Here is a 23,938-nt window from a genome sequence, read left to right as displayed (position 1 = left end):
TGTCGGGCGGGTGGGACCGCGCGACGCCGGCGGCACCGGGCGCGGACCCGTCAGCGTGTGGCGACCGGCGGCGCGTCGGTGCCGGCCGCCCCGGTCCTGCGGAGCCGGGCCAGCAGTCGGGGCACCTCCCGGGCGCCCCGCACGATGCCGACGTGCGTCAGGGTCGGCGGGAGCACCAGGAGCACCCCCACGGCGCAGGCCACCGCGAAGCCGAGCGGGGACCCACCGTCCACGAGTGCGACACCGACGACGGCGAGCAGGGTAAGTGCGCAGGCCACGCCGGCGGCGGCCAGCGTCCCGGCCAGACCGCCGCGGCGGCGACCGGTCAGCTCGGCGACCACCCCGGCCGGAACGACGACCAGCGGCACCAGGACCAGGCCGGCCAGCGCGGCCATCAGCACCATCACCGGCCCGGCCAGCGGGCCACCGGCGGCGGCGCCGGTGACCAGTGCGTACCCGAGCAGGAGGAGGTAGCAGACCAGGCCTTCGACGGTGAACACGACCCAGGCGACCACCGCCCCGGCGATGTGCCGCCCCACCGCAGCGAACATCGACCGCACCTCCCCCGCGCCGCGCGCCCGCCGAAGGGCGTCGCGTCCCCGAACGTAGTGCAGGGGGCGGCCTGCCCGTTGCCGGGGCCGCCTCAGACGCCGACGCGCTGCGGCGGGACGCTGAGCCCGTAGAGCGCCATCAGCTCCGGCGTGTCGATCCGGCTGCCGTCGGCGACCGAGTCGCAGGCGATGTCGACGATGTGGTCCTTGTGCGCCAGCAGGTAGGGCCGGGCGCCGACGTCGGCGCTGGCCAGCGTGGCGATGCCGGACCAGTGCCGCCGGCCGAAGAGCATCGGGTAGCCGCGCAGCCCGTCGTAGGTGGCGCAGACCAGCACGTCCGGGTACGGCAGGGCGGTCACCCGGCGTACCGCCGCGGGGGTGAGCCCCGGCATGTCCACCGGCACCACCACCACCGCCTCGATCCCCTCGTCGGTGAGCGCGGCCAGGCCGGCGCGGATGGAGGAGCCGACCCCGGTGCCCCAGGCACGGTTGACCACCACCGTGACGCGGGTCAGGTCGACGGTCTCCCGCACCTGGTCGGCGGCCGCGCCCAGGACCACCACGATCTGCTCGCAGCCCGCCTCGGTCATCGTGTCGATCATCTGGTTCACCAGGGGCGTGCCGCTCTGGTGCAGGAGCGCCTCCGGTCCGCCGATCCGGCGTCCCCCGCCCGCTGCGATGATCATCCCTGCGATCCGGTTCAGCTGCGCCACCTCCGTCGTGAAGACGGACCGGAGCAGAGCTGCCCGGCCCGTTACGCACACCGGACCCAACGAGCGCCCCCGGCGCGGGGTAGCGGGGCAAATGGGAAAATCGTGCGCTATGCCGCGTCGGCGTAGCAGTCGACGATGGACAGATCCAGCGGGAACCGGACCGGAGTGTCCCCGAACAGCAGCGCGGACGCCCGCTCGCCGGACCGGCCGACCGCCTCGGCGACCGCCTCGGCCTGCTCGGCCGGGCAGTGCACCATCACCTCGTCGTGCTGGAAGAAGACCAGCTCGGCGTCGGTGCCGGCCAGCTCGCCGCGGAGCGTGGCGAGCAGCGTCGAGGCCCACTCGGCGGCGGTGGCCTGGATGACGAAGTTGCGGGTGAACCGGCCCCGGGACCGGGCCGCCCGGGCGCGCGGGGACTGCGGATCGGCGCCGGCGCCCGGATCGACGCCCGCGTCGTCGCCGTCGACGAAGCCCGCGGTGCCCGGCGGGCAGGTGCGCCCGAGCCAGGAACGGACCAGGCCGCCCGCCTCCCCGGTGCGGGCCGCCGCCTCCACGTAGCCGAACGCGGTCGGGTAGTTGCGCCTGAGCACGGCCAGCGCGGGGACCGCCGCCCCGCCGGTCTGCCCGTACATCGCGCCGAGCAGGGCCACCTTGGCCCGGGCCCGGTCACCGGCGAAGGCGTCCTGGGCCAGGGCCGCGTAGAGGTCGCCCGCCCCGCCGGCCGCGGCGAGCCGGGCGTCACCGGAGACCGCGGCGAGCACCCGGGGCTCCAACTGGCCGGCGTCGGCGACGACCAACCGCCGGCCCGGGTCGGCCACCACCGCCCGCCGGATCACCTTGGGGATCTGCAACGCGCCGCCACCCCGGGTGGCCCACCGGCCGGAGACCACGCCGCCGGGGACGTACTCCGGCTGGAAGCGGCCGTCGCGGACCCAGGCGTCCCGCCAGGCCCGGCCGTGCGCCGTCCAGATCCGGTAGAGCTCCTTGTATTCCAGGACCAGCGGCACCGCCGGGTGGTCGACGCCGCGCAGCACCCAGGCCCGGGTGTTGGGCAGCTCCACCCCGGCCCGGGCGAAGGCGCGCAGCAGCTCCGCCGGGGAGTCGGCGTGCACCTGGCGTACGCCGAAGGCGTCGGCGATCCGGGCGGCCAACTCGGCCAGCCGGCGGGGCGGCCCGCCGACCGGGGACGCCTCGCCGAGCAGCTCGGCGAGGATCTCGTCGTGCACGTCGGTGCGCCAGGGCAGGCCGGCGGCGCCCATCTCCACCGCGATCAGCGCGCCGGCCGACTCGGCGGCGACCAGCAGTCGGAACCGGCCCGGGTGCGCGGTCGCGGCGATCCGGGCGAGCTGGTCGGCGTACACCTCGACCAGGGCCTCGATGCCCGGGCCCGGCGGGCCGGGGACGGCGTCGAAGAGGGCGCCCTGGCCGTGCCCGGGCGGCGCGGGCGGCCGGGGTGGCGGGTCGGGTGGCACGGCGGCCCCGGTGAGCCGGGCGTGCGCGGCGGCGAGCGACCGGGGCTCACCCCAGCGACCGGCGTGGCCGAGCAGCAGCGCCTCGGTCAACTCGACATCGTGGCAGCGCTCGACCCGGACTCCGGCGCGCAGCAGCGCCGGGTAGAGCGTCGCCCCCGACGCCCAGACCCAGCGGGGGTGCTCGGCGGCCTCCCGCGCGGCGACGGCGGTGGCGAGATCGACGACCGCGCCGGCCGCGCCGGCGGGACACCCCTGGGCGTCGAGGGGCTGGAGCACTCCCCCGCCCCGCTCGTCCGCCACCACCGCCACCAGCACGGACGCGATTCTGCCTCGCCCCTGTGACACCGGCGGAACCGCCGGCCCGCACCGCTCGACGACCGCCCGCCAGGCGCCCGGCGCCCCGGTCGGCCCCCGGGTAGCGGCGGGAGGCAGCGCCAGGAAGCCGGCAAACGGGTCGGTGGAGCGCCGGCCCGCTCGGTAGCGTGTCCGGATGCCCCCAGAGATTCCCCAATCCGAGCCTGGGACACCGGATACCAGGGGGCCGCTGCACTACATGTGGTGGTTGGTCCGCCGTCAGCCCTGGCGGGTACTGCGCGGCACCGTTCTCGGCACCGCCTGGATGGTCGGGCTGTCGGTGCGGCCCTACCTGATCTCCAGGGCCGTGGACGACGGGTTGCGCGCGCACGACACCCAGGCCCTGTCGCTCTGGGTCGCGGCGATCGTGATCGCGGGCGTGGGCCTGTCGTACCTGGGCATCATGCGGCACCGCACGATGACCTTCATCCGGGAGGACGCGAAGGCCCGGTCCGCCGCCGTCGTCCTGCGGCAGCTCTCCCGGATCGGCGCGGTGCTGCCGCGCCGGTCCGCCGCGGGCGAGGTGGCCACCGTCGGTGGCTCCGACATCGAATGGACGTCGCAGGCGCTGACGATGACCGGGCCGGGGGTCGGCGCCGTCGTCGCGTACGTGGTCGTCGCCGTCCTGCTCTGGTCGGTCTCCCCCTTCCTCGCGCTCTGCGTACTGCTGGGCGTGCCGGCGGTCGGGCTGGTCGTCTGGCCCCTGCTGCGCCGCCTCGAACGGGCAGAGTCGGTCTACCGGCAGCAGCAGGGCGCGCTCACCGCCCGGTCCGGTGACATCGTGGCCGGGCTGCGGGTGCTCGCCGGGGTCGGCGGCCGGGGCCTGTTCGCCCGCCGGTACGCCGCCCGGTCCCGGGACCTGCTGGCCGAGGGCTACCGGGTCGGCGCGGTCAACAGCTGGATCGACATGGCGACGGTGGCCATACCCGGGCTGTTCCTGGCGGCGGTGGTCTGGCTCGCGGCCCGGATGGCGGTGACGGGCGAGATCAGCATCGGGGAACTGGTCGCCGTCTACGGCTACGTGGCGACCCTGATCGTGCCGGTCTGGTTCCTGCTGGAGGGCAGCCACCAGCTGATCCGGGGCCGGGTCGCCGCCCGGCGGATCGTCGCCCTGCTCGCCCTGACCCCGGACGACGTCGGTGGCCCACGGACCGCACCCGGTGCGCGGGGTGCGGGCACCGTGCCCGACGCCCGCCGGCCGGCAGCCGATCGGGGGCCGGCCCACCCCGCCGACCTGCGCGACCCGCTCACCGGACTGACCGTCCGCGCCGGCCGGCTGACCGCCGTGGCCGCCGACGACCCGGCGGCGGCGGTCGCGCTGGCCGACCGGCTCGGCCGGTACGTCGTCAGCGACGTCACCTGGGATGGTGTGCCGCTGACCGGGGTCGCGCTGGACGAGGTGCGGGCCCGGATCCTGGTCGCCGACCACGACTCGTACCTCTTCGCCGGCACGCTGCGCGACATCCTGCTCCCCCGGCCGGCGGGCGGCGACGACCACGCCGCGCCGGGCACCGACGACCGGATCGTCGCAGCCCTGCGGACCGCGTCCGCCATGGACATCGCCGACGCCCTCCCCGCCGGGCTCGCCACCGCGCTCGACGCGAGGGCCCGGACGCTCTCCGGCGGCCAGCGCCAACGGGTACGCCTGGCCCGGGCACTGCTCGCCGAGCCGGAGGTGCTGATCCTCGTGGACCCGACATCGGCGGTGGACGCGCACACCGAGGCGCGGATCGCCGAGCGGCTGCGCAGCGCCCGTGCCGGGCGGACCACGCTCCTGCTCGCCACGTCGCCGCTGCTGCTCGGCCGGGCCGACACGGTCGCCCACCTCCGGGCGGGCCGGATCGCCGCCACCGGCACCCACACCGACCTGCTCGAACGGGACCTCGACTACCGGCGCCTGGTGGCCCGGGACAGCGCCGACCCCGAGCTGGACCGGCCCGCCGACGCCGAGGGGGCCGTCCGGTGAGCCGGCTGCCGGTGGCGGACCGGCGCGCCGTACGCCGGGCGCTGCGCGAGCTGATCGTCCGGGACCGCCGGGCGGTCCTGGTCGTGCTGGCGCTGCACGGCGCCGCCGCGATCGCCGGCCTCGCCCCGCCGTGGCTGCTGGGCACGATCATCGACCGGGTCACCGCGGGCGCGGGTGCGGCCACCGTCGACCGGCTGGCGCTGGCGATCTGCGGGTGCGTGCTGACGCAGGCGCTGCTGTCCCGGTACGCCCAGTACGCCGGCCACCGATTCGGGGAGCGGGCCGTCGCGCACCTGCGCGAGGAGTTCGTCCGCCGGACGCTCGGGCTGCCCGTCTCCGTCGTCGAGCGGGCCGGCTCCGGGGAGCTGGCCGTCCGCAGCTCCATCGACGTGTCCACCGTCGGGACCACCGTCCGGGACGTGGTGCCCACCATCGTCATCGCCTCGCTGCAGCTGACACTGCTGTTCGGGGCGATCTTCCTGCTGCACCCGCTGCTCGGTCTGGTGGCGCTGGCCGCGCTGCCGTCGATCTGGGCGGTGACCCGGTGGTACCTGCGACGGGCCAGTTCCGCGTACCTCGCCGAGGGTGCCGCCGCCGCCGAGCTGACCGAAACGCTGACCGCCACCGCAGAGGGCGCCCGCACCGTCGAGGCGCTCCGGATCGCCGACGACCGGATCCGGCACGGCACCGCCCGGATCGCCCGGCTGTGGGCCACCCGGCGGGCCACGCTCGCGCTGCGCACCGTGTTCTTCACGGTGGTGGAGGCGAGCTATCCGCTGCCGGTCGCCGCGGTGCTGCTCGTCGGCGGGTACCTGTTCTCCCGGGGGATGGTCTCGCTCGGCGCGGTGGCCGCCGCCGCGCTCTACCTGCAACAGGCGATCGAGCCGCTGGACCGGCTGCTGCAGTGGACGGAGCAGGCGCAGCGCGGCCTCGCCTCGTTCGCCCGGGTGCTCGGCGTCGGCCTGGTGGCCTCGGAGCCGCCCGGCACGGCGGCCACGTCCCGGGGAGACCGACTCGTCGTACGCGGGGCGCGGTTCGCCTACGCCGCCGGCCACGACGTCCTGCACGGCATCGACCTGGACGTACGGCCCGGCGAGCGGCTGGCCGTGGTCGGCCCGTCGGGGGCCGGAAAGTCCACCCTGGCCCGGCTGCTCGCCGGGATCGACGCGCCACGGCAGGGCGTGGTCAGCATCGGCGGCTGCCCGGTCACCGACCTCGACCCGGCCGAGCGCCGCCGCCGGATCGCCCTGGTGACCCAGGAGCACCACGTCTTCATCGGCTCGGTGCGCGACAACCTCGCCTTCGCCGCCCCGGACGCCTCCGACGACGAGATGCGGTCCGCGCTGCGCACCGTGGGCGCCGACTGGTACGCCGAGCTGCCCGACGGCCTGGACACCCCGATCGGCGACGGGGCCCGGCAACTCGGCGCGGCCGAGGCCCAGCAGCTCGCCCTCGCGCGGCTGGTGCTCGCCGACCCGCACACGCTGATCCTCGACGAGGCGACCGCCGCCCTCGACCCGACCACCGCCCGGCGTACCGAGCGGGCTCTCGCTGCCGTGCTCACCGGGCGTACCGTCATCGCGATCGCGCACCGGCTCAACACCGCCCACGACGCCGACCGGGTCGCCGTCCTGTCCGACGGCCGGATCACCGAGATCGGCAGCCATCACGAACTCGTCCGCGCCGACGGGGCGTACGCCGCCCTGTGGCGCTCCTGGCACGCCGAGGCGCCCGGAGGGGCCACGCGATGAGCGGGGCCCCTCCGGGCGCACCACGCCGGGGGTACGGCCGGCCGGTCTACTTGCCGACGCCGGCGGTGAGGCCGGACTGCACCTGGCGCTGGAAGACGACGTAGACGATGAGCACCGGCAGCATCGCCATGGTCACTCCGGCGAAGAGCCCCGACCAGTCGGACTTGTAGCCCTGGTTGACCGAGAGTTCGATCAGACCCTGGGAGATGACCTGGTTCTTCGGCTCGCCAGCGACGGACTGCATGAGCAGGGTCGGCAGGTACCACTGGTTCCACTGGCCGAGCACGTTGAAGATGCCGATGCTGATCAGGCCCGGCTTGGCCATCGGCAGCATGACGCTGAAGAACAGCCGACTGTGTGACGCACCGTCGACCATCGCGGCCTCGGCGATCGTGTTCGGCAGCGTCCGGAAGAACGAGTGCATGAAGAAGATCGTGAACGACAGCGACCAGGCGACGTAGACCACGACCAGCATGAGGTGCTTGTTCGGGCCGAGCAGCGGGAAGACGACGCCCATGTTGTAGACGCCCTTGAACAGCGGCACGGCGGCGAGGTAGATGGGCAGGGTCAGCCCGGACAGGAACATGTAGTAGATCAGCCGGTTGCCGCGGAACTCGTAGCGGGCCAGTACGTAGGCGGCCATCGAGCCGAGCAGCATGGTCAGGAAGACGCTGCCGACCAGCACCAGGACGGTGTTCAGGAAGAACGCGCCGAGGTGACCCTCACCCCAGGCCCGGCTGAAGTTGTCCCAGTGCAGCGTGTCGGGGATGAGCGACAGCGGCTCGCGGATGACCTCCGAGTCGTCCTTCAACGCCGACATCACCACCCACAGCAACGGGTAGATCACCATCACGGCCCAGACCGCCAGGAACAGGTGGGAGAAGCCGTTGAAGATCCGCGCGCCGACGGCGGCGGTACGGGACTCGGTCCCCCGTGCCGGCGTCTGCCTGCTGGGCGGAGACTGGTCGGGCCGGGTCAGACCACCGTGTGTCGTCGTGCTCATCGTCCAGCCTCCTCAGAACTCGATACGCTCACGACGGGTGATCCTCAGCTGCGCCGCGGCCAGCAGGATCGTGAAGATCGCCAGCGACACGCCCATGGCGCAGGCGTAGCCGAACTGACCCTTCTGGAACGCGGTGAAGTTGAGCACCGACGCGAAGATCTCGCTGGCGTGGTTCGGTCCGCCCTGGCTGGGCGTCATCACGAACACGAGGGCGTACATGTCCAGCGCGATGAAGCCCAGGTAGACCCAGGCCACGGAGATGGTGTCCCGCAGCAGCGGCAACGTGATCCGGAAGAAGGTGTGGAGGCGGCCGGCGCCGTCGAGGATGGCGGCCTCGTAGATGTCCTTCGGGATCGACTGCATCGCCGCCGAGAAGAGCACCATGTAGAAGCCGGCCCCGCTCCACACCGCGATCAGCAGCAGCCACCAGAGCACCGCCGGTACGCCGAGGAACGGCTCCGGGTCGGCGGTGAAGGCGATCGGGTTGTCGGCGTCGACCAGGCCGATCTTGATCAGCAGGCTGTTGATCAGCCCCTGGCCGTCCGTGCGGTAGATCTGCTGCCACATCACGGCGATGACCACCAGCGACAGCACCTGCGGGAAGAAGAAAATGACCTTGTAGACGCCGGAGCCGAACACCCCCCGGATGCCGGCCCTGTCCTCGCGTCCGCCCACGTTGAGCAGGAACGCGAGGAACAGGGCCAGCGCGATGGTGAAGAGCGGCACGGTGACCAGGAAGAAGACGTTGTGCCAGAACGCCTTCCTGATCAGCTCGTCGGAGAGCAGCCGGACGTAGTTGTCCAGCCCGACGAACTCCTGCTTGTCGGAGTACCCTCCCCAGCTGGTCAGCGAGTATCCGGCCGCCTGGGCGAAGGGCCACACCACGTAGAAGAGGTACAGCGCGACGGGAAGGGCCAGGAAGCCCGTGACGAAGCGCGCGACACCGTGCCGCATTTAACTCACTCTCTCGTTCGGATCAGGCGGTTCGGGTCTGCTTCTTGATCGACGAGTCCTTGGCGACCTTGTCGGCGGCCGTCTGCATCTTGTCGACGAACTGCTGCGCGGTGAGCCGGCCGGCCATCAGCTCCTCGGAGAGGTTCTGGCTCTCCTTGTCCAGGTCGGCGTAGAAGTCCCAGAACTTGGTCTTGATCAGGTCCTTCGGGGCGTTCTTCATCAACTCGTTGGCGGTGGACAGCGAGGTGTCCTGGACGTTGTCGCCGGAGCCCTGGGTCGAGGCGAGCGACTTGGTCAGCTCGGCGAACTTGGCCGAGCCCGACTTGGAGAGGACGACCCGCAGGAACTCCTTCGCCGCCGCCTTGTTCGGGGCCTTGCTCGGCACCACGAGGCCCTCGCCGGCGCCGGCGAAGACGTCCTTCGGCGCCTTGTCGCTGGCGCCGAGACCCCAGTAGTCCGACAGCCTCATTTCGAAGCCCGGCGGGATGGTCGCGGCCATCTCGTTCTTCAGCCAGGTGCCGACCTGGATGAACGCCGCCTTGCCGTCGAGCCAGGCCTGCTGCGACTGGGTGTGGTCGAGCTTGCCGGGCAGGAGCAGCCTGTCCTTGACCAGCTTCTCCCACGCCTGCAGCGCCGGCAGGACGCCGTCCGCCTTCCAGGCGTTCTCCTTGAGGTTGTCGATGTCGATCACGGCCTGCTTGCCGGCGGACTTCCAGACCGTCGCCATCAGCGCCCAGCGTGGGTAGTAGCCGTGCACCGCGTCGTGCACGTACGGCGCGATGCCCTTGGCCTTGATCTTCGGGGCGAGGGCGAAGAACTCGTCGAAGGTCTTCGGCGGCTCCCAACCCTCCTTGGTGAAGAGCGCGCCGTTGTACCAGTTGCCCCAGACGGTGTAGGCCACGTTGACCACGTAGAACTTGCCCTGGAAGGTCCCGTCGGTGACGGTGCCCGGCAGCAGCGAGTCGGCCACCGTGCCCTCGCCGTCCCAGGCCGGCGCGGCGAGCAGGTCGTCCAGCGGCTCGATCGCGCCCTCGTTGACCAGGGTGCTGATGTCCATCATGTCAGCGCCGGAGTTCATCACCACGTCGCTCGGCTGGGTGGCCATCTTGGGCTGCTCTTCGGTCTTGATCTTCTGGGTGGAGCTCATGTTGACCGTGATGTTGGCGTGCTTGGCGTTGAAGAGGACCTTGTCCTCCTTGGCCCACTGGTCGCCGAGGCCGCCGTTGAAGATGACCACCTTGACGGCGCTGCCGTCCTTCACGCCGAACGGGTTGTCCTTGCTCTTCGCCGCACCGGCGTCGTCGGACTTGGTCGGCTCGCTGCCGGCGCAGGCGCTGAGCAGGCCGACGGCCGGGGTGACCAGCAGGCCGGCTGCGGCGGCCCGCCGCAGCAGGGTCCGGCGGCTGAGATCGCCGAGGTTCTCGGGGGTAACCGACATCTCTGTCTCTCCTTGTGGTGTCCGGGTCAGGCGGTCCGCCGGAGACGCCCGGCGTACCGCGACTCGAGGGCGAGGTTGTGCTCGTCCCCACCGGGGACGTTGGCGGAGAGGTAGATAGGGGGAACCTCTCCGGCCTGGTGGAACCGTCGTACGACCTCCGCGGTCAGCAGCTGCGCCAGCAGCGCGGTGGTGACCGAGGAGACCGCACAGACCGCGCCGCCGCCCTCGAGCGGCAGCAGTGCGTCGCCGTACGGCGCGCCGTTGTCGAGCACGACGTCGGCGAGATCGGCGAGCCGGTGGCCGGACGGGTGGCGGGGGGCCACCCGTGCGGTGTGGGCGACCGAGGTGACCGCGATCAGCGGGTGGCCGCCGGACCTGACCAGCAGCGCCAGCTCGACGACCGAGCCGTTGATGCCGGACTGGGAGGCGACCACGAAGACGTCGGCCGGGTGCGGGTCGGCGAGGGCGTGCAGCTGGTGGGCGACGGCCGGGTCGCGCTCCAGCTTCGGGTCGGCCAGCAGGTCGCGGGGCGCGTCGCCGTGCAGCACCAGGTCGTGCAGGGAGAGCCGGTTGGTGGGGACCAGCCCGCCGGCCCGGGCCACCAGCTCGGCGGCGAACGCCTCGGAGTGGCCGGCGCCGAACGCCTGGAGCACCCCACCGGCCCGCAGGCTGGCCACGACCAGGTCGGCGGCCCGGCCGATCGCCTCGGTCTGCGAGTCGACCACCCGGTCGAGGACCGGGCGGACGGCCTCGGCGTACCCCTGTGCGCTGATCATGAGGGGACCCCCTTCTCGGCCTTGTGCCCGTCGACGGCCTGGGCGGTACGCCGGAAGGCCGCGTGGGCGCGGTCGTGGGTACGCTGCGCGACGGCGATGTAGAGCAGGTCGAGCACGACGAGCTGCGGGTGCCGGGCGGAGAGCGCGTCCGGCCGGAAGGTGGTGGCCTGGCTGGCGGTGAGCAGCACGATGTCGGCCAGTTCGGCCAGCGGCGAGCGGGGGAAGCCGGTCAGCGCCACGGTGGTCGCGCCCCGGCTGCCGGCCTCGGCCAGCATCTCGATGGTCTCCCGGGTCTGCCCGGTGTGCGAGATGCCGAGCGCGACGTCCCCGACGCCGAGCAGCGCGGCGCTGGCCAGCCCCTCGTGCACGTCGCTCCAGGCCCAGGCGGCCACCCCGATGCGGTGCAGGCTGAACTGCATCTCCTCGCCGACCAGCGCGCTGCCGCTGGCGCCGAAGATGTTCACCCGGGACGCCCCGGCGATGGCCACCGCGGCGCGTTCCACCTCGGCGAGGTCGAGCAGCGCGGCGGTGTCGTGCATGGCCCGGGTGTCGGCGGCCATGATCTGGTCGAGCACCCGCTCCAGGGGGTCGCTCGGCTGGATCTCGCGTCCGATGTCGACGGTCCAGCCGGCCGAGCGGGCCCGGCCGGTCTCCGAGGCGATGCCGAGCCGCAGGTCGGCGTAGCCGTCGAAGCCCATGGCGCGGCAGAACCGGGTGATGGTGGCGGGCGAGGTGCCGCTGCGCTCGGCCAGCTCCACGATGGTGGCCCGGGCGGCCGCCTCCGGGTCGCTGAGCACGTGCTCAGCGACCCGGCGCAACGCCCCCGTCAGCTCCCCCGCGCCGGCCCGGACCCTGGCCAGCACCCCGTCGGGGCTCCGCCGGTCGATCGTGTCGGCGTCGACCACCGCGGTCCCCGCGGAAGCGTCCACCTCATGATCCACCATTGGAGCGCCTTTCGGAAAAGAGTGTTAACTGTTAGTGGTAAAAACTCTTACTGAAGGCCCCTCCGTGTCAAGGGCGTGGGCGAAGTTTTCAAACTGTTACCTGGCGCACAGCGCCGCGCCGGCCGCCGATCTTGCCCCCGGGGCGCGCGTCCGACCAGCATGGACCCGCCCGCACCGCCGCACCGGGGAGGCCCGTGAGCATGTCCGACACCGTCGTGGTCGGTCTCGACATCGGAGGTACGTCCACCCGGGCGGTCGCCCTCACCCTGACCGGGGCGCGCCTGGGCACCGGCCGGGGCGGTGGCGGCAACCCGACCAGCCACGGCGCCGAGCGCGCCGCCGCCGAACTGCTGGCCGCGCTGCGCGGCGCGCTGTCCGGAGTCGACCCGACCCGGGTACGCGCCGGCACGATCGGCCTCGCCGGCGCCGCCCGACTGCTGGCCGACCCGGCGGGGCGGGCCGCCTTCGACCAGGCCTGGGCCCAGGCCGGCCTGCGCTGCCCGTACGCGGTGCACGGCGACGCCCTCGTCGCGTACGCGTCGGGCACCGCCGCCCCGGACGGCACCGTGCTGATCGCCGGCACCGGGGCGATCGCCGCCCAGGTACGCGACCTGCGACTGGACCGCGTCGCCGACGGCCACGGCTGGCTGCTGGGCGACGCCGGCTCCGGCTTCTGGCTGGGACGCGAGGCGGTCCGCCGGCTGCTGGCCACCCTGGACACCGCCGCGACGCCCGGCCCGCTGGGCCGCCGGGTGCTCAGCGAGCTACTCGGCGCCGCCGAGGTGGCGGCGCGCCCCCGGGAGACCGTCGACGCGCTGATCCAGGCGGTGACCCGGCGACCCCCGGTCGAGCTGGCCCGGCTCGCCCCCCTGGTGGTGGCCGCCGCCGTCGAGGGCGAGCCGGTCGCGACGGCGCTGATCGGCGAGGCCGCCTCCCACCTGGCGACCAGCGCGTCGAGGATCCGGCCGGCCGGCGCGGCCGAGCCGATCGTGCTCGGCGGCGGCCTGCTCACCGGCGACACCCCGCTGGCGGCGGCGGTCCGCGCCGAGGTGTCCGACCGCTGGCCGGACGCCCCGGTCCACTCGGCCGGGGACGGCGCCGCGGCAGCCGCCTGGCTGGCCGCCCGCGACCTCCCCGAGGTCACCGACCCGGCCGCGCTGCACGCCCTCCTGGTACCCGTCACGGCCTGAGACGGAGGCGAGGTCCGTCCCGCCGCCGGGCGCGCTCGGCGGCGGGGGCGCCCGCCACGATCGCGCTCGATCCGGGAGCGAGTCCCCTCGTCGCTCACGAATCGGACAGGCGCTACTTGAGCTGACCGGCGGTCAGGCCCGACTGGACCTGCCGCTGGAAGGCCACGTACACGGCGAGCACCGGCAGCACCGCGATGCTGAGACCGGCGAAGAGCCGGGCGTAGTCGCCGGCATAGCCCTGGCTGACCGAGAGGGCGAAGAGCCCCTGGGCGAGCACCCACTTCGACTCGTCGCCCTGCATCAGCACCTGGGGCAGCAGGAACTGGTTCCAGTGAGTGAGGAAGTTGAAGATCGCCACGCTGATCAGCCCCGGACGGGCCATCGGCAGCATCACCCGGAAGAAGAGCCGGAAGTGACCGCAGCCGTCGACCAGCGCCGCCTCCGCGACCGAGGTGGGCAGGGTGCGGAAGAAGGCGGTCAGGAAGAACACCGTGAACGGCAGCGAGTACGCCGCGTACACCAGGATCAGGCCGGTCCAGGTGCCGAAGAGCCCGGCGTTGCGGACCACGAAGAAGAGCGGCACCAGGGCGAGGAACACCGGGAACATCAGACCGCCGACAAAGAGGTAGTAGACGAACTGCCGGCCCCGGAACTCGTACCGGGCGAAGACGTACGCGGCGGTGGCGCCCATCACCATGGTCAGGCTGACCGAGCCGGCCACCACCACCAGGCTGTTGAGGAAGTACCGGCCGATGTGCGCGTCGGTCCAGGCCCGGACCCAGTTGTCCCAGTGCAGCGTCTCGGGCAGCCCCCACGGGTCCGCCAGGATCTCGCCGTTGCTCTTGAACGAGCTGACGAACATCCAGAGCAGCGGCAGCACCGTCAGCACGGCCCAGACCAGCAGGAAGCCGTGCGAGAAGACGTTGGCCACCCCGAGCTCCCGGCGCACCGGGCGGTCGGCCGGCTTCGTGGTCGCCGCCGCAATCGGGGCGGCCTTGTCCAGGGTGGTCACCGAACTGCCGCCAGGATGCCCTGTCCTTTAGGGCGGGGGGGAATGGCGGCCGTGTTTGCCTCAGCCATGATCGGTCTTTCTGGTTAGATTGGTCGTGTGAGGACGGCGTACAAGTGTCGGGCGTACCCGACATCGGAGCAGGTCAGCGTGCTGAACCGCACGTTCGGCTGTGTCCGCGTGGTCTGGAACCGCACCCTCGCCGCCCGCCACGCCCGCTACCACGCCGAGGGCAAGTCGACCTCGTACGCGGAGACGGACCGGGCGCTGACCGAGATGAAGCGGCTGCCGGAGTTGACGTTCCTCAACGAAGTCAGCTCCGTGCCGTTGCAGCAGACGTTGCGGCACCAGCACACCGCCATGACCGCGTTCTTCGCCAAGCGTGCCCGCTACCCCCCGTACAAGTCGCGGCACGGCCGCCAGTGCGCCTCGTACACCCGTTCGGCCTTCCGGATGCGTGACGGGCAACTGTCCCTCGGCAAAACCCCGGGAACGCTGCGGGTCGTGTGGTCGTGGCCGGATGTGGACGTGACCGCGCTGGACCCGTCGACGGTGACCGTGTCGCGTGATCCGGACGGCCGCTGGTACGTCACCTTCGCCGTCGCCGTCGACGCCCCGGACGGCCCCGAACCGGCCGGTCAGGTTGTCGGTGTCGACGTCGGCCTCACGGACTTCGCGGTACTGTCCCAGCCGGTGCCGGGCCTGACCGACGATGAGGGCAGGATCGCTCACCCGAAGCACATGGAGGGCCGCGAACGCCGGTTGAAGCGGTACCAGCGGATGATGGCCCGCAAGCGGCAAGGTTCCGCGAACCGGGCCAAGGCCAGGCAGAAGGTCGCCCGCGCGCACTCCCGGGTGCGGGATGCCCGCCGCGACTTCCTCCACAGGACCAGCACAGCCTTGGTGCGCCGGTTCGACGCCATCGCGGTTGAGGATCTGGCGGTGGCGAACATGGTCCGTAACCGCAGCCTCGCCAAGGCGATCTCCCGTACCGGCTGGGCCGAGTTCCGGACCCTGCTGGCCTACAAGGCGCACCGTGACGGCCGGCACCTCGCCGTCGTGGACCGCTGGTATCCGTCCAGCAAGACCTGCTCGGCGTGCGGGCATCTGCTCGCCACACTCTCGCTCGGCACACGTCACTGGACGTGTCCGAGTTGCGGCACCCGGCATGACCGGGACGTCAACGCCGCCAAGAATCTCGTTGTCGCCGCCGGGCTGGCGGAGACGAGAAACGCCTGCGGAGCGGACGTCAGACACGAAGGGCAACCTTCCGTGCAGTCTGCGATGAACCAGGAACCCTCCCGGATGACCGGGGGAATCCCCCGCCTTTAGGCGGGGGAGGATGTCAAGAGTATTCGATCCGATCACGTCGGCCGGCGCGCAGCGACAGCACCGCCACCGACAGGGTCAGGAAGAACATCACCACGCCGATCGCCGAGGCGTAGCCGAACTTGGTCTCGCTGCCGAAGGCGGTGTCGTACATCCGCACGCCGATCACGTCGGTGGAGAAGTTCGGGCCACCGTTGGTCATCAACTGCACCAGGATGAACCCGTCCAGGGCGAAGATGGCCAGGTAGACCCAGGCGACCTGGACGGTGTCCCAGAGCAGCGGCAGGGTGACCCGGCGCAGGGTGGTCAGCCGGGACGCGCCGTCGAGCATGACCGCCTCGTAGATCTCCCTCGGCACCGCCGACATCGCCGCGCCGAAGAGCACCACGTAGAAGCCGACGTTGCTCCAGACCATCACGGCCAGCACGCACCAGAAGGCGGTCCGCGGGTCGCCGAGCCAGGTGGGCGAGGCGAGCCCGACGGCGTGCAGCGCGCTGGTGAGCAGGCCCTTGTTCGGGTGGTAGACCTCCTTCCAGAGCAGCGCGATGATCACCACCGAGAGCACCTGCGGGAAGAAGTACACGGTGCGGTAGAGGGCGGTGCCGCGTACTCCGGTCACCCCGGCGCGGCCCTTGCGACCGCCCATGTTGAGCATGGTGGCGAAGAAGAGCCCGAGGACGATGGTCAGCACCGGCACCAGGGCCAGCAGGATCGCGTTGTTCTTCAGCGCGTTCCAGACGTAGTCGTCGTGCCAGAGTGCCTTGAAGTTGGCCAGCCCCACCGAGTTGGCGTCGGCGGAGTAGCCGAGCCAGTCGGTGGTGGAGATCTGGAACGCCTGCAGGTACGGCGATACGACGAAGACGACGTAGAGCAGCACCGGCGGCACCAGGAAGGTGACGATCAGCGGGTACTTGCCATGTCTCACGGTGGGCCTACCTCCGGGCGGCGGCCGGTGGGGACGGGTCGACCGTCCCCACCGGCCGGTGTCACGCGGTGCGCTTGTACTTCTTGACCGAGCTGTCCTGGGCGATCGAGTCGGCGCCCTTCTGGCACTGGTCGAGGAACTCGGCCGGGCCGATCCGGCCGCTGAAGAACTCGCCGCACGCGGCGTCGACGAGGTTGCGCTCCAGCTTGCGGTAGTAGTTGTTGTAGACCCAGTTGAAGCCGTTGGCGCCGGACGCGTCCAGCGCCTTCACCACGGTGGTCAGCCCGTACGGCAGCTCGACGCCCTCGGTGGCGCCGGCGACGATGGTGAGGCTGGAGACCTTGCGGGTGAAGTCCTGGGCGCCCTTGCGGGACAGCATGGTCCGGAAGTATTCCAGGCCACCGGCGACGTTCTTCGCCTTCGCCGGCACCATGAACGGCTCGCCGGCGGTGCCCCGGACCGCCTCGAACGGCAGCTTGTCGCCGCTGCCGAGGCTGGGCGTCGGCTGGACGGTCATGTTGAACCCGGCCGGGGTGACGTCCTTCTGCTCACTCTCCAGCCAGGATCCGCAGGAGATGAAGGCGGCCTTGCCCTGGCACCAGGCGGTCTGCGACTGCTTGTGGTCCAGACCGGGCGAGCCCTCGAGGATGTACTTGTCCTTGACGATCTGGTGCCAGGCGTCGGCCGCGGCCTTCATCGCGTCGGACTTCCAGGCGTTCGGCTCCAGGTTGTCGATCGCGGTCGCGACCGACGGCCCGCCGAACTTGATCGCGGTGGCGATCAGCGGCCAGCTCATGTAGCGCGGGTGCAGGCCGGCGTACGTCCAGGGGGCGATGCCGGCGGCCTTGATCTGCTTGCAGAGCGCGATGTGCTCGTCCCAGGTCTTGGCGTACGCCCAGTTGCGCTCGCTGAACAGCTTGGTGGAGTGCCAGATGCCGTAGACGGTGTAGGTGTAGTTGAACACCAGGAACTTGCCGTCGTACGAGCCGACCTCGACCGCGCCGGGCAGCAGGGTGTCCTTGACGGTCTTGCCCGGGATGTCGAGGCTCGGTGCGGCGAGAAGCTCACCGAGGTCGGCGAGGGCGTTCTGCGAGACCAGGCCGTTGAAGTCGATCTGGCCGGCGCCGGAGTTGTTGACCACGTCCGGCGGGGTGCCGTCGACGAAGCGCGGCTGGAGGGTCTTGCTGATCTCCTGCGTGGCCGAGTGCTTGATCTCGGCCTTCGGGTACTTCTCCTTGTACATGGCCTCGTGCGCCTTGGCGTACTCCTCGCCGAAGCCGCCGTTGAAGATCACCACCTCGAGTGGCGCGTCCTCCTTGACCCCCAGGGGGTTCTGCTCGCTCTTGGTGCCCTTGTAGGTGCCGCCGTCGGCCTTGTCGTCGCCACCACCGGTGGCGCAGCCGGCGAGCAGGCCGGCCGCGGGGGTGGCCAGCAGGCCGGCGGCGGCGGTACGCCGCAGGATGTCACGCCTGTTCATCAGCTCTCCTCGGTTCGGGTGGGGCGGATCGCCGCTGACAGGGGGTGGCGTCCGCCGCTCGAGGCACGTTGATTCTCTTCAGTTTGCCTGTTGTTGCTGAAGAATTTCTACGGCAGGAGCGCGTGGACTTCAAGACCCGGCGACCGATCCGTTATCACCACCGGCCGGACCGCGCTGGCATAGCCTGATCCCATGCGCCGCCTGGGCCAGCTCGCCGAGCGGACCCCGGCCGGACGGGAACGTTACATCGACCTGCTCCGCGCGCTCGCGATCACCATGGTCGTCGCCGGTCACTGGGGCGTCACCGTCATCGTCCGGGACGCCGCCGGAAGGCCGACCGGACACTCCGCGCTCGGCGACCTGCCGTGGGCGTACCCGTTGACCTGGCCGGGCCAGGTGTTGCCGGTCTTCTTCCTGGTCGGCGGGTACGCCAACGCGGCCTCGCTGGCCCGCCGCCGGGAGCGCGGCGGCGACGCCGCCGGCTGGCTGCTGGACCGGAGCGCCCGCCTGGTCCGCCCCACCAGCGCGCTGCTGCTGGTGCTCACCGCCGCCGCGGCGCTGGCCCGGCTGCGCGGCGCCGACGCCGCGCAGATCCGCACCGTGGTCTGGTTCGCCACCATCCCGCTGTGGTTCCTGGTCGCCTACCTGGTGGTCGTCGTCCTCACCCCGCCGATGCACGCGCTGCACCGCCGCTACGGGCTGGCGGTGCCGCTGGTGCTGGTCGCCCTGGTGGCACTGGGCGACATCGGCCGGCTGGCCGGGCCGACGGTCCTGGCCGACGGCAACTACCTCTTCGGTTGGCTCGCGGTGCACCAGCTCGGCTTCGCCTGGTACGACGCCCGCTCCGCGACCGCCGCGACCGGGCCACCGTCCCGGCCGGCCGGGACGACCGCGCCGGCCGGGACGGCCCAGGGCGGGACGGCGCCACCACCGACGGCCGGCACGCGCCCGCCGTCGGGGTCCGACAGTGCGGGCGTACGCCGGCGGCGGTTGCCGACCTCGCGCCCGGTGGCACTGGCGCTGCTGACCGGGGGCCTGGCCGCGCTGGTCCTGCTCACCGTCGTCGGGCCGTGGCCGGTGTCGATGCTGCACGTGCCCGGCGAGCGGCTGGACAACGCCTCGCCGCCGAGCCTGGCGCTGCTCGCCCTCGCCGCCGCGCAGCTCGGGCTGATCCTGTTGCTGCGCGACCCGGCGGAGCGCTGGCTGCGCCGGCCCCGCCCGTGGCGGGCGGTGATCGCGGTCAACCTCGTGGTGCTGACGGTCTTCCTCTGGCACCTGACCGCCGCCGTGCTGCTGATCGGGCTCCTCGACGCCGTCGGCCTGCTGCCCACCCCACGCGTCGGCTCGGCCGCCTGGTGGGGCTGGCGGGTGCCCTGGCTGCTGATGCTCAGCGTGGTCCTGGCCGGGCTGGTCGCCGTCTTCGGCCCGGTCGAGGCGCGCAGCGCCCGGCACCGCCCCGGGCGGCGGGGCGGCCGTACCAGCCGGGCCCGCGCCGCGCTGACCGTGGCCGGGTACGCCGCCGTCGTCGGCGGGCTGCTGGTCAACAGCGTCACCCCGCAGCGCACCCCGGAGCCGCTCGGCACGCCCGTCCCGGCGCTGGTGGCGTACCTGGCCGGGGCGGGCGTGCTGCGGCTGCTCAGGTCTGGGTGGGGAAGCCGAGGTTGACCCCGCCGTGGCGCGGGTCGAGCCAGCGGCTGGTGACCACCTTGCCCCGGGTGCAGAAGCGCACCCCGTCCTCGCCGTGCGCGTGCAGGTCACCGAAGAGGGACGACTTCCACCCGCCGAACGAGTAGTACGCCATCGGCACCGGGATCGGCACGTTGATCCCGACCATGCCGACCTCCACCTCGTGCTGGTAGCGGCGGGCGGCGCCGCCGTCGTTGGTGAAGATCGCCGTGCCGTTGCCGTACGGGTTGGCGTTGACCAGCTCGACCGCCTCGTCGTACGAGCCGACCCGGACGACGCTGAGCACCGGGCCGAAGATCTCGTCGGTGTAGATCGACATGTCCGGGGTGACCCGGTCGAAGAGGGTCGGGCCGAGCCAGAATCCGCCGGACTCCCCGTCCGGGGTGACGTCCCGGCCGTCGACCACCGGCACCGCGCCGGCCGCCACGCCCGACTCCACGTAGGACCGGACCCGCTCGGCGTGCGCGGCGGTGACCAGCGGACCCATGTCGCAGCCGCGCCGGCCGTCGCCGGTGCGCAGCCCGGCCATCCGCTGCGCGATCCGCGCGACCAGGGCGTCGGCGACCGGCTCGACCGCGACCAGCGCCGAGATCGCCATGCACCGCTCCCCCGCCGAACCGAAGCCGGCGTTGACCGCCGCGTCGGCGGCCAGGTCCAGATCGGCGTCCGGGAGCACCACCATGTGGTTCTTCGCCCCGCCGAGCGCCTGCACCCGCTTGCCGGCCAGCGCGCCGCGCTGGTGCACGTACCGGGCGATCGGGGTGGAACCGACGAAGGACACCGCCTTCACCGACGGGTGGTCCAGCAGCGCGTCGACCGCCTCCTTGTCGCCGTTCACCACGTTCAGCACCCCGTCGGGCAGGCCCGCCTCGGCGAACCACTCGGCCAGCAGCAGCGCCGCGCTCGGGTCCTTCTCGCTCGGCTTGAGCACCACCGCGTTGCCGCAGGCCACCGCCACCGGCACGAACCACAGCGGCACCATCACCGGGAAGTTGAACGGCGAGATCACCGCCACCACCCCCAACGGCTGCCGGATGCTGTACGAGTCGACCTCGGTGGAGACGTTCTCGCTGAACCCGCCGCGCAGCGCGGAGGGGATGCCGCAGGCGTACTCGATCACCTCCAGGCCGCGCTGCACCTCGCCCGCGGCGTCCGCGAGCACCTTGCCGTGCTCGGCGGTGATCACCTCGGCGAGCCGGTCGCGGCGGGCATGGACCAGCTCCCGGAAGGCGAACAGCACCGCCGTGCGCCTCGCCAGCGAGGCGTCCCGCCAGTTCCGCGCGGCCCGCTCGGCCGCCTCCACCGCGACCGCGACGTCCGCGGCCGAGGCCAGCTCCACCTGCCCGGTACGCCGGCCGGTGGCCGGGTCGAAGACGTCCCCGCGCCGCTGCGCGCCACCGGAGACCCGCTTGCCGTCGACGAAGTGCCCGATGACCGTCCCGCCGTCCGCCGCGCTCACGCTGCCACCTCCGCCGACGCGCAGGAGCGGATGGCGTCGACCAGGATGGCCAGCCCCTCGCGGGCCTCGTCCTCGGTCAGCGTCAGCGGCGGGCCCATCCGCAGCACGTTGCCGTGCAGGCCGCCCTTGCCGACGAGCAGGCCACCGGCCCGGCACGCCTCGAAGACCCGGGTGGTCAGCGCCGGGTCCGGGTCCATGGTGCCCGGGCGGACGAACTCGACGCCGAGCATCAGCCCCCTGCCGCGTACCTCGGCGACGCGGTCGAGGCCGGCCACGGCGGCGCGCAGGCCGTCGGCGAGGATCGCGCCGGTGCGGGCCGCGTTGGCCTGCAGGTCGTGGTCGCGCAGGTAGTCCAGGACGGCGTTGCCGGCGGCGGTGGAGACCGGGTTGCCGCCGAAGGTGGAGAAGCTGATCGCCGGCACCGACTCCAGCACGTCGGCCCGGCCGACCACGCCGGCGAGCGCGAAGCCGTTGCCGACGCCCTTGGCGAAGGTGAGCAGGTCCGGGGTGACGTCGTGGGCCTGGTAGCCCCAGAAGTGCTCGCCGGTACGCCCCCAGCCGGTCTGCACCTCGTCGGAGATCAGCAGGATGCCGTGCTCGTCGAGGACCTTCTTCCAGGCGGCGAAGAGCCCGTCCGGCGGGGCCACGAAGCCGCCCACACCCTGGATCGGCTCGGCGATCAGGCAGGCCACGTCGCCGGCGGTCTGGGTGGCGAGGACCTCGCGCAGGTCCTCCACCGCCGCGTCGATCCGGTCGGTCTCGTCGAGGCGGGCCAGCAGGCCGCGCAGCCGTTCGCCGGAGTGCAGCCAGGCCACCTGGAGCGGGTTGAGCGCGCTCGCCGACCAGCTGCGGTTGCCGGTGGCGCCCATCGCCGCGTACGACCGGCCGTGGTAGCTGTTGCGCACCGCCAGGATCTGGTGCGAGCGACGGTGGTTGGTGGCCACCAGCAGGGCGGCCTCGTTCGCCTCGGTGCCCGAGTTGGTGAAGAAGACCCGGGCGTCCGGGATGCCGGAGAGCCGGGCGATCTTCTCCGCCAGCTCGACCTGCTGGCGGATCAGGTAGAGCGTGGAGCTGTGCACAATCCCGGTGCGCAGCTGCCGCTCGACCGCCTCCCGGATCTCCGGGATGTCGTAGCCGATCATGTTGGTCAGCACACCGCCGAAGAAATCCAGGTAACTGCGGCCCTGCGCGTCGGTCACCCGGCGACCCGAGCCGGACACCAACTCGATCGGCTCGGCGTAGTAGAGCGGCATCCAGGACGGGAGCACGGCCCGGTGTCGGGCCAGCAGGTCGTCGGAGGTCATCGTCGCACCCTTCAGCGGCGGCGGATTCGCGTTCCCCGCACGCTTCCACCACACGCTTGCAGGGACAACTGGCACTGTGTAGCGCAGCCGGGGTCGCGGCCTGACAGCGCGTCAACCCGCCCGGTGCGGTTTCCCGGGCGGACGGCGGCCTTCGCCATCATTTCCGATGGGGGCGAGGCCGATCCGCGACTTATTCCGCAGGGCGACCGCCCGGTCGTCGCGCCACGCTCGGCCGTGGTCGGACGCGTCCGGGGGCGGGCCGGACCGGCGCGTCCAGGGCACGCCGGACCGGCGCGTCCGGGGCACGCCGGACCGGCGCGTCCGGGGCGGGCTCACGGCGGCGGCGCGGCGGCTGGTGCAGGGCGGTGACAGCAGCGCGAAGGCGGCCCAGCCCCGGCCAGGGCGACGGCCGGCGACCGGCACCCCGCAACCAGCGGCAGCGCCACCGGATCGGTGTGCGCGACCAGCCGGACCAGCCCGCTGACGGATCCCGTACGCCCGGCGGAAGGTCGACGGAGCGCGTCACCGACCATCGACAATCCCCGATCTCGTGGGGTGGCCGGGGCAGTGCCGATCCACAAGGGTCCGCCGTCCGAGCCGCCCCTCGCCGGTACGATCCGGTGGTGCGGATCGCGGACGTGGCGCTGCCGACCGGGGCGGCGGGCGCGTCGCCGGCGCAGGTCGCCCGGGGGGTGCGCGCCTGGGTGGAGTCCCCGCCGCTGCGCGCGCTGGTCGCACGGTTCGGCGGCGACTGGCCGGCCGGCGACCTGACGGCCGTGCTGGCCGGGCTGGACGACTTCTCCGCCCGGCACTGGGACTTCCGGGGCGGCCGGGAACGCCCCGAGGCGCGGGAACCCGCCCTCGACCCCGCCACCGCCGGGCTGGTGCGCGCCACCGCCGAGGCGCTCGGCCTGGTCCGCCCGGTGCCACCGGCCCAACCCCGGTACGCCCACCTGGTGGTCCTGGGTGGGCTGGCGCACGCCTGCCTGCGGCGCGTCGCGTACGCCGCCCAGCTGGTGCGGCACGGCCCGGCGGTGGCCGGCGAGGTGGCCGTGCTCGGCAGCTTCCGGCCGCTGTCCGAGGTGGAGCGGGCCGTGCTGGCCGGTACGGGGATCGAGGCCGACACCGAGGTGGACGCGCTCGACGCGGCGGTCCGGTGGGTTCTCGGGGTCGCCGCACCGAGCGAGGAGGACGGCCGGGACACCGGCCACCCGCACCACTCCTGGTCCTCGCGGACCTACCGGCCGGACGGGCTGCCGCCGGTCCGGGTGCTCGCCGCCCCGTCCAGCGAACCGGAGCGGCGGCGCGCGCACACCGCGGACACCCAGCGGTTCTGGGCCGCGCACGTCCGGCTCTCCCCTGGCGACGCGGTGCTGGTGGTGACCGCGCCGATCTACGTGCCGTTCCAGCACTGCGACGCGCTGCGCACCCTGGCGGTGCCGTACGGCTGCTCGATCGAGACCGTCGGCGTCGACCCGGCCCTGCCCGACCTGACCCGGCTGCCCGAGCCGACCCTCACCCCGGGGCGCTACCTCCAGGAGATCCGCTCGGCCATCCGCGCGATGCGGGCCCTGCACGAGGTGCTCGGCTGACCTCGACCCCGCCCCGCGCGCCCTGGTGGGCGGGGCGGGGACCGG

At 72.9% G+C, this 23,938-nt stretch carries 19 protein-coding genes; 6 read left to right on the top strand and 13 right to left on the bottom strand.

What is annotated here, in order from left to right; genetic code table 11:
* Positions 1-50: 50 nt before the first annotated feature.
* The 3 genes from AB0I41_RS14655 to AB0I41_RS14645 all read right to left on the bottom strand — a co-directional run bounded on the left by AB0I41_RS14655 (position 51) and on the right by AB0I41_RS14645 (position 3,081).
* Positions 51-551 carry a hypothetical protein gene (locus tag AB0I41_RS14655; RefSeq protein ID WP_357106649.1) on the bottom strand — a complete coding sequence of 167 codons (501 nt, stop codon included), beginning with the start codon at positions 549-551 and terminating at the stop codon, positions 51-53.
* A 92-nt stretch (positions 552-643) separates the two neighbouring features.
* Positions 644-1,237, bottom strand: coding sequence for a nucleotidyltransferase family protein (locus AB0I41_RS14650; protein ID WP_357106647.1), 594 nt, complete (start codon positions 1,235-1,237; stop codon positions 644-646).
* A 134-nt stretch (positions 1,238-1,371) separates the two neighbouring features.
* Entirely contained in the window at positions 1,372-3,081 is a 1,710-nt protein-coding gene (locus AB0I41_RS14645) for a bifunctional 3'-5' exonuclease/DNA polymerase (protein ID WP_357106645.1), read from the bottom strand.
* Between the two features lie 208 nt (positions 3,082-3,289).
* Between AB0I41_RS14645 and AB0I41_RS14640 the strand changes: the two genes are divergently transcribed.
* Together AB0I41_RS14640 and AB0I41_RS14635 are read left to right on the top strand one after the other, a co-directional pair.
* Entirely contained in the window at positions 3,290-5,056 is a 1,767-nt protein-coding gene (locus tag AB0I41_RS14640) for an ABC transporter ATP-binding protein (protein WP_357106642.1), read from the top strand.
* Positions 5,053-6,807, top strand: coding sequence for an ABC transporter ATP-binding protein (locus AB0I41_RS14635; protein WP_357106640.1), 1,755 nt, complete (start codon positions 5,053-5,055; stop codon positions 6,805-6,807). The genes AB0I41_RS14640 and AB0I41_RS14635 overlap by 4 nt, the downstream gene beginning before the upstream one ends.
* Before the next feature lie 46 nt (positions 6,808-6,853).
* Here AB0I41_RS14635 and AB0I41_RS14630 read toward each other — a convergent pair whose 3' ends face one another.
* From AB0I41_RS14630 to AB0I41_RS14610, 5 genes are read right to left on the bottom strand one after another with little or no spacing between them, the layout of a single operon-like run.
* A complete protein-coding gene (locus AB0I41_RS14630; protein WP_357106637.1) occupies positions 6,854-7,810 on the bottom strand; it encodes a carbohydrate ABC transporter permease in 957 nt (318 codons plus the stop codon).
* A gap of 12 nt (positions 7,811-7,822) precedes the next feature.
* Positions 7,823-8,764 carry a sugar ABC transporter permease gene (locus tag AB0I41_RS14625; protein WP_357106634.1) on the bottom strand — a complete coding sequence of 314 codons (942 nt, stop codon included), beginning with the start codon at positions 8,762-8,764 and terminating at the stop codon, positions 7,823-7,825.
* A 22-nt stretch (positions 8,765-8,786) separates the two neighbouring features.
* A complete protein-coding gene (gene ngcE, locus AB0I41_RS14620; RefSeq protein ID WP_357106631.1) occupies positions 8,787-10,202 on the bottom strand; it encodes an N-acetylglucosamine/diacetylchitobiose ABC transporter substrate-binding protein in 1,416 nt (471 codons plus the stop codon).
* A 26-nt stretch (positions 10,203-10,228) separates the two neighbouring features.
* A complete protein-coding gene (locus AB0I41_RS14615) occupies positions 10,229-10,978 on the bottom strand; it encodes an SIS domain-containing protein (protein ID WP_357106629.1) in 750 nt (249 codons plus the stop codon).
* On the bottom strand, positions 10,975-11,922 hold the full coding sequence (locus AB0I41_RS14610) for a MurR/RpiR family transcriptional regulator (RefSeq protein WP_357106626.1): 948 nt from the start codon (positions 11,920-11,922) through the stop codon (positions 10,975-10,977). Before AB0I41_RS14610 ends, AB0I41_RS14615 begins: the two co-directional genes overlap by 4 nt.
* A gap of 200 nt (positions 11,923-12,122) precedes the next feature.
* Between AB0I41_RS14610 and AB0I41_RS14605 the strand changes: the two genes are divergently transcribed.
* Positions 12,123-13,112 (top strand): BadF/BadG/BcrA/BcrD ATPase family protein, encoded by a 990-nt coding sequence (locus tag AB0I41_RS14605; protein WP_357106623.1) that lies wholly within the window; start codon positions 12,123-12,125, stop codon positions 13,110-13,112.
* Between the two features lie 112 nt (positions 13,113-13,224).
* Here the strand turns inward: AB0I41_RS14605 and AB0I41_RS14600 are convergent, their stop codons facing one another.
* On the bottom strand, positions 13,225-14,124 hold the full coding sequence (locus tag AB0I41_RS14600; RefSeq protein WP_357106620.1) for a carbohydrate ABC transporter permease: 900 nt from the start codon (positions 14,122-14,124) through the stop codon (positions 13,225-13,227).
* A gap of 96 nt (positions 14,125-14,220) precedes the next feature.
* Here AB0I41_RS14600 and AB0I41_RS14595 point away from each other — a divergent pair, with 96 nt between their 5' ends.
* Complete coding sequence (locus tag AB0I41_RS14595; RefSeq protein WP_357106617.1) at positions 14,221-15,453, top strand: RNA-guided endonuclease TnpB family protein; 1,233 nt, start codon at positions 14,221-14,223, stop codon at positions 15,451-15,453.
* 13 nt (positions 15,454-15,466) lie between these two features.
* Here AB0I41_RS14595 and AB0I41_RS14590 read toward each other — a convergent pair whose 3' ends face one another.
* Together AB0I41_RS14590 and ngcE (AB0I41_RS14585) are read right to left on the bottom strand one after the other, a co-directional pair.
* Positions 15,467-16,375 carry a sugar ABC transporter permease gene (locus AB0I41_RS14590; protein WP_357106614.1) on the bottom strand — a complete coding sequence of 303 codons (909 nt, stop codon included), beginning with the start codon at positions 16,373-16,375 and terminating at the stop codon, positions 15,467-15,469.
* A gap of 61 nt (positions 16,376-16,436) precedes the next feature.
* A complete protein-coding gene (gene ngcE, locus AB0I41_RS14585; protein ID WP_357106611.1) occupies positions 16,437-17,852 on the bottom strand; it encodes an N-acetylglucosamine/diacetylchitobiose ABC transporter substrate-binding protein in 1,416 nt (471 codons plus the stop codon).
* A 192-nt stretch (positions 17,853-18,044) separates the two neighbouring features.
* Here ngcE (AB0I41_RS14585) and AB0I41_RS14580 point away from each other — a divergent pair, with 192 nt between their 5' ends.
* A complete protein-coding gene (locus tag AB0I41_RS14580) occupies positions 18,045-19,517 on the top strand; it encodes an acyltransferase family protein (RefSeq protein ID WP_357106608.1) in 1,473 nt (490 codons plus the stop codon).
* On the opposite strand, the gene AB0I41_RS14575 is transcribed toward AB0I41_RS14580, so the two are convergent.
* Together AB0I41_RS14575 and AB0I41_RS14570 are read right to left on the bottom strand one after the other, a co-directional pair.
* Positions 19,489-20,997, bottom strand: coding sequence for a CoA-acylating methylmalonate-semialdehyde dehydrogenase (locus AB0I41_RS14575; RefSeq protein WP_357106605.1), 1,509 nt, complete (start codon positions 20,995-20,997; stop codon positions 19,489-19,491). The two genes, AB0I41_RS14580 and AB0I41_RS14575, sit on opposite strands and share 29 nt — an antisense overlap.
* The gene (locus tag AB0I41_RS14570; RefSeq protein WP_357106602.1) at positions 20,994-22,301 is read right to left on the bottom strand and encodes an aspartate aminotransferase family protein; all 1,308 of its coding nucleotides are present in this window, start codon (positions 22,299-22,301) and stop codon (positions 20,994-20,996) included. The genes AB0I41_RS14575 and AB0I41_RS14570 overlap by 4 nt, the downstream gene beginning before the upstream one ends.
* Before the next feature lie 623 nt (positions 22,302-22,924).
* Between AB0I41_RS14570 and AB0I41_RS14565 the strand changes: the two genes are divergently transcribed.
* Positions 22,925-23,893, top strand: coding sequence for a hypothetical protein (locus AB0I41_RS14565; protein WP_357106600.1), 969 nt, complete (start codon positions 22,925-22,927; stop codon positions 23,891-23,893).
* Positions 23,894-23,938 lie beyond the last annotated feature (45 nt).

Source organism: Micromonospora sp. NPDC050200, assembly GCF_040656135.1.
Taxonomy (GTDB): domain Bacteria; phylum Actinomycetota; class Actinomycetes; order Mycobacteriales; family Micromonosporaceae; genus Micromonospora.
This window is presented reverse-complemented; position numbering and strand designations above follow the sequence as displayed.

What these genes read in the sequence shown, in the direction of transcription:
- AB0I41_RS14655 (WP_357106649.1), bottom strand. Translation starts at nt 551, where the DNA reads ATGTTCGCTGCGGTGGGGCGGCACATCGCCGGGGCGGTGGTCGCCTGG.
- AB0I41_RS14650 (WP_357106647.1), bottom strand. Translation starts at nt 1,237, where the DNA reads ATGATCATCGCAGCGGGCGGGGGACGCCGGATCGGCGGACCGGAGGCG.
- AB0I41_RS14640 (WP_357106642.1), top strand. Translation starts at nt 3,290, where the DNA reads ATGTGGTGGTTGGTCCGCCGTCAGCCCTGGCGGGTACTGCGCGGCACC.
- AB0I41_RS14630 (WP_357106637.1), bottom strand. Translation starts at nt 7,810, where the DNA reads ATGAGCACGACGACACACGGTGGTCTGACCCGGCCCGACCAGTCTCCG.
- AB0I41_RS14625 (WP_357106634.1), bottom strand. Translation starts at nt 8,764, where the DNA reads ATGCGGCACGGTGTCGCGCGCTTCGTCACGGGCTTCCTGGCCCTTCCC.
- ngcE (WP_357106631.1), bottom strand. Translation starts at nt 10,202, where the DNA reads ATGTCGGTTACCCCCGAGAACCTCGGCGATCTCAGCCGCCGGACCCTG.
- AB0I41_RS14615 (WP_357106629.1), bottom strand. Translation starts at nt 10,978, where the DNA reads ATGATCAGCGCACAGGGGTACGCCGAGGCCGTCCGCCCGGTCCTCGAC.
- AB0I41_RS14610 (WP_357106626.1), bottom strand. Translation starts at nt 11,922, where the DNA reads ATGGTGGATCATGAGGTGGACGCTTCCGCGGGGACCGCGGTGGTCGAC.
- AB0I41_RS14605 (WP_357106623.1), top strand. Translation starts at nt 12,123, where the DNA reads ATGTCCGACACCGTCGTGGTCGGTCTCGACATCGGAGGTACGTCCACC.
- ngcE (WP_357106611.1), bottom strand. Translation starts at nt 17,852, where the DNA reads ATGAACAGGCGTGACATCCTGCGGCGTACCGCCGCCGCCGGCCTGCTG.
- AB0I41_RS14580 (WP_357106608.1), top strand. Translation starts at nt 18,045, where the DNA reads ATGCGCCGCCTGGGCCAGCTCGCCGAGCGGACCCCGGCCGGACGGGAA.
- AB0I41_RS14570 (WP_357106602.1), bottom strand. Translation starts at nt 22,301, where the DNA reads ATGACCTCCGACGACCTGCTGGCCCGACACCGGGCCGTGCTCCCGTCC.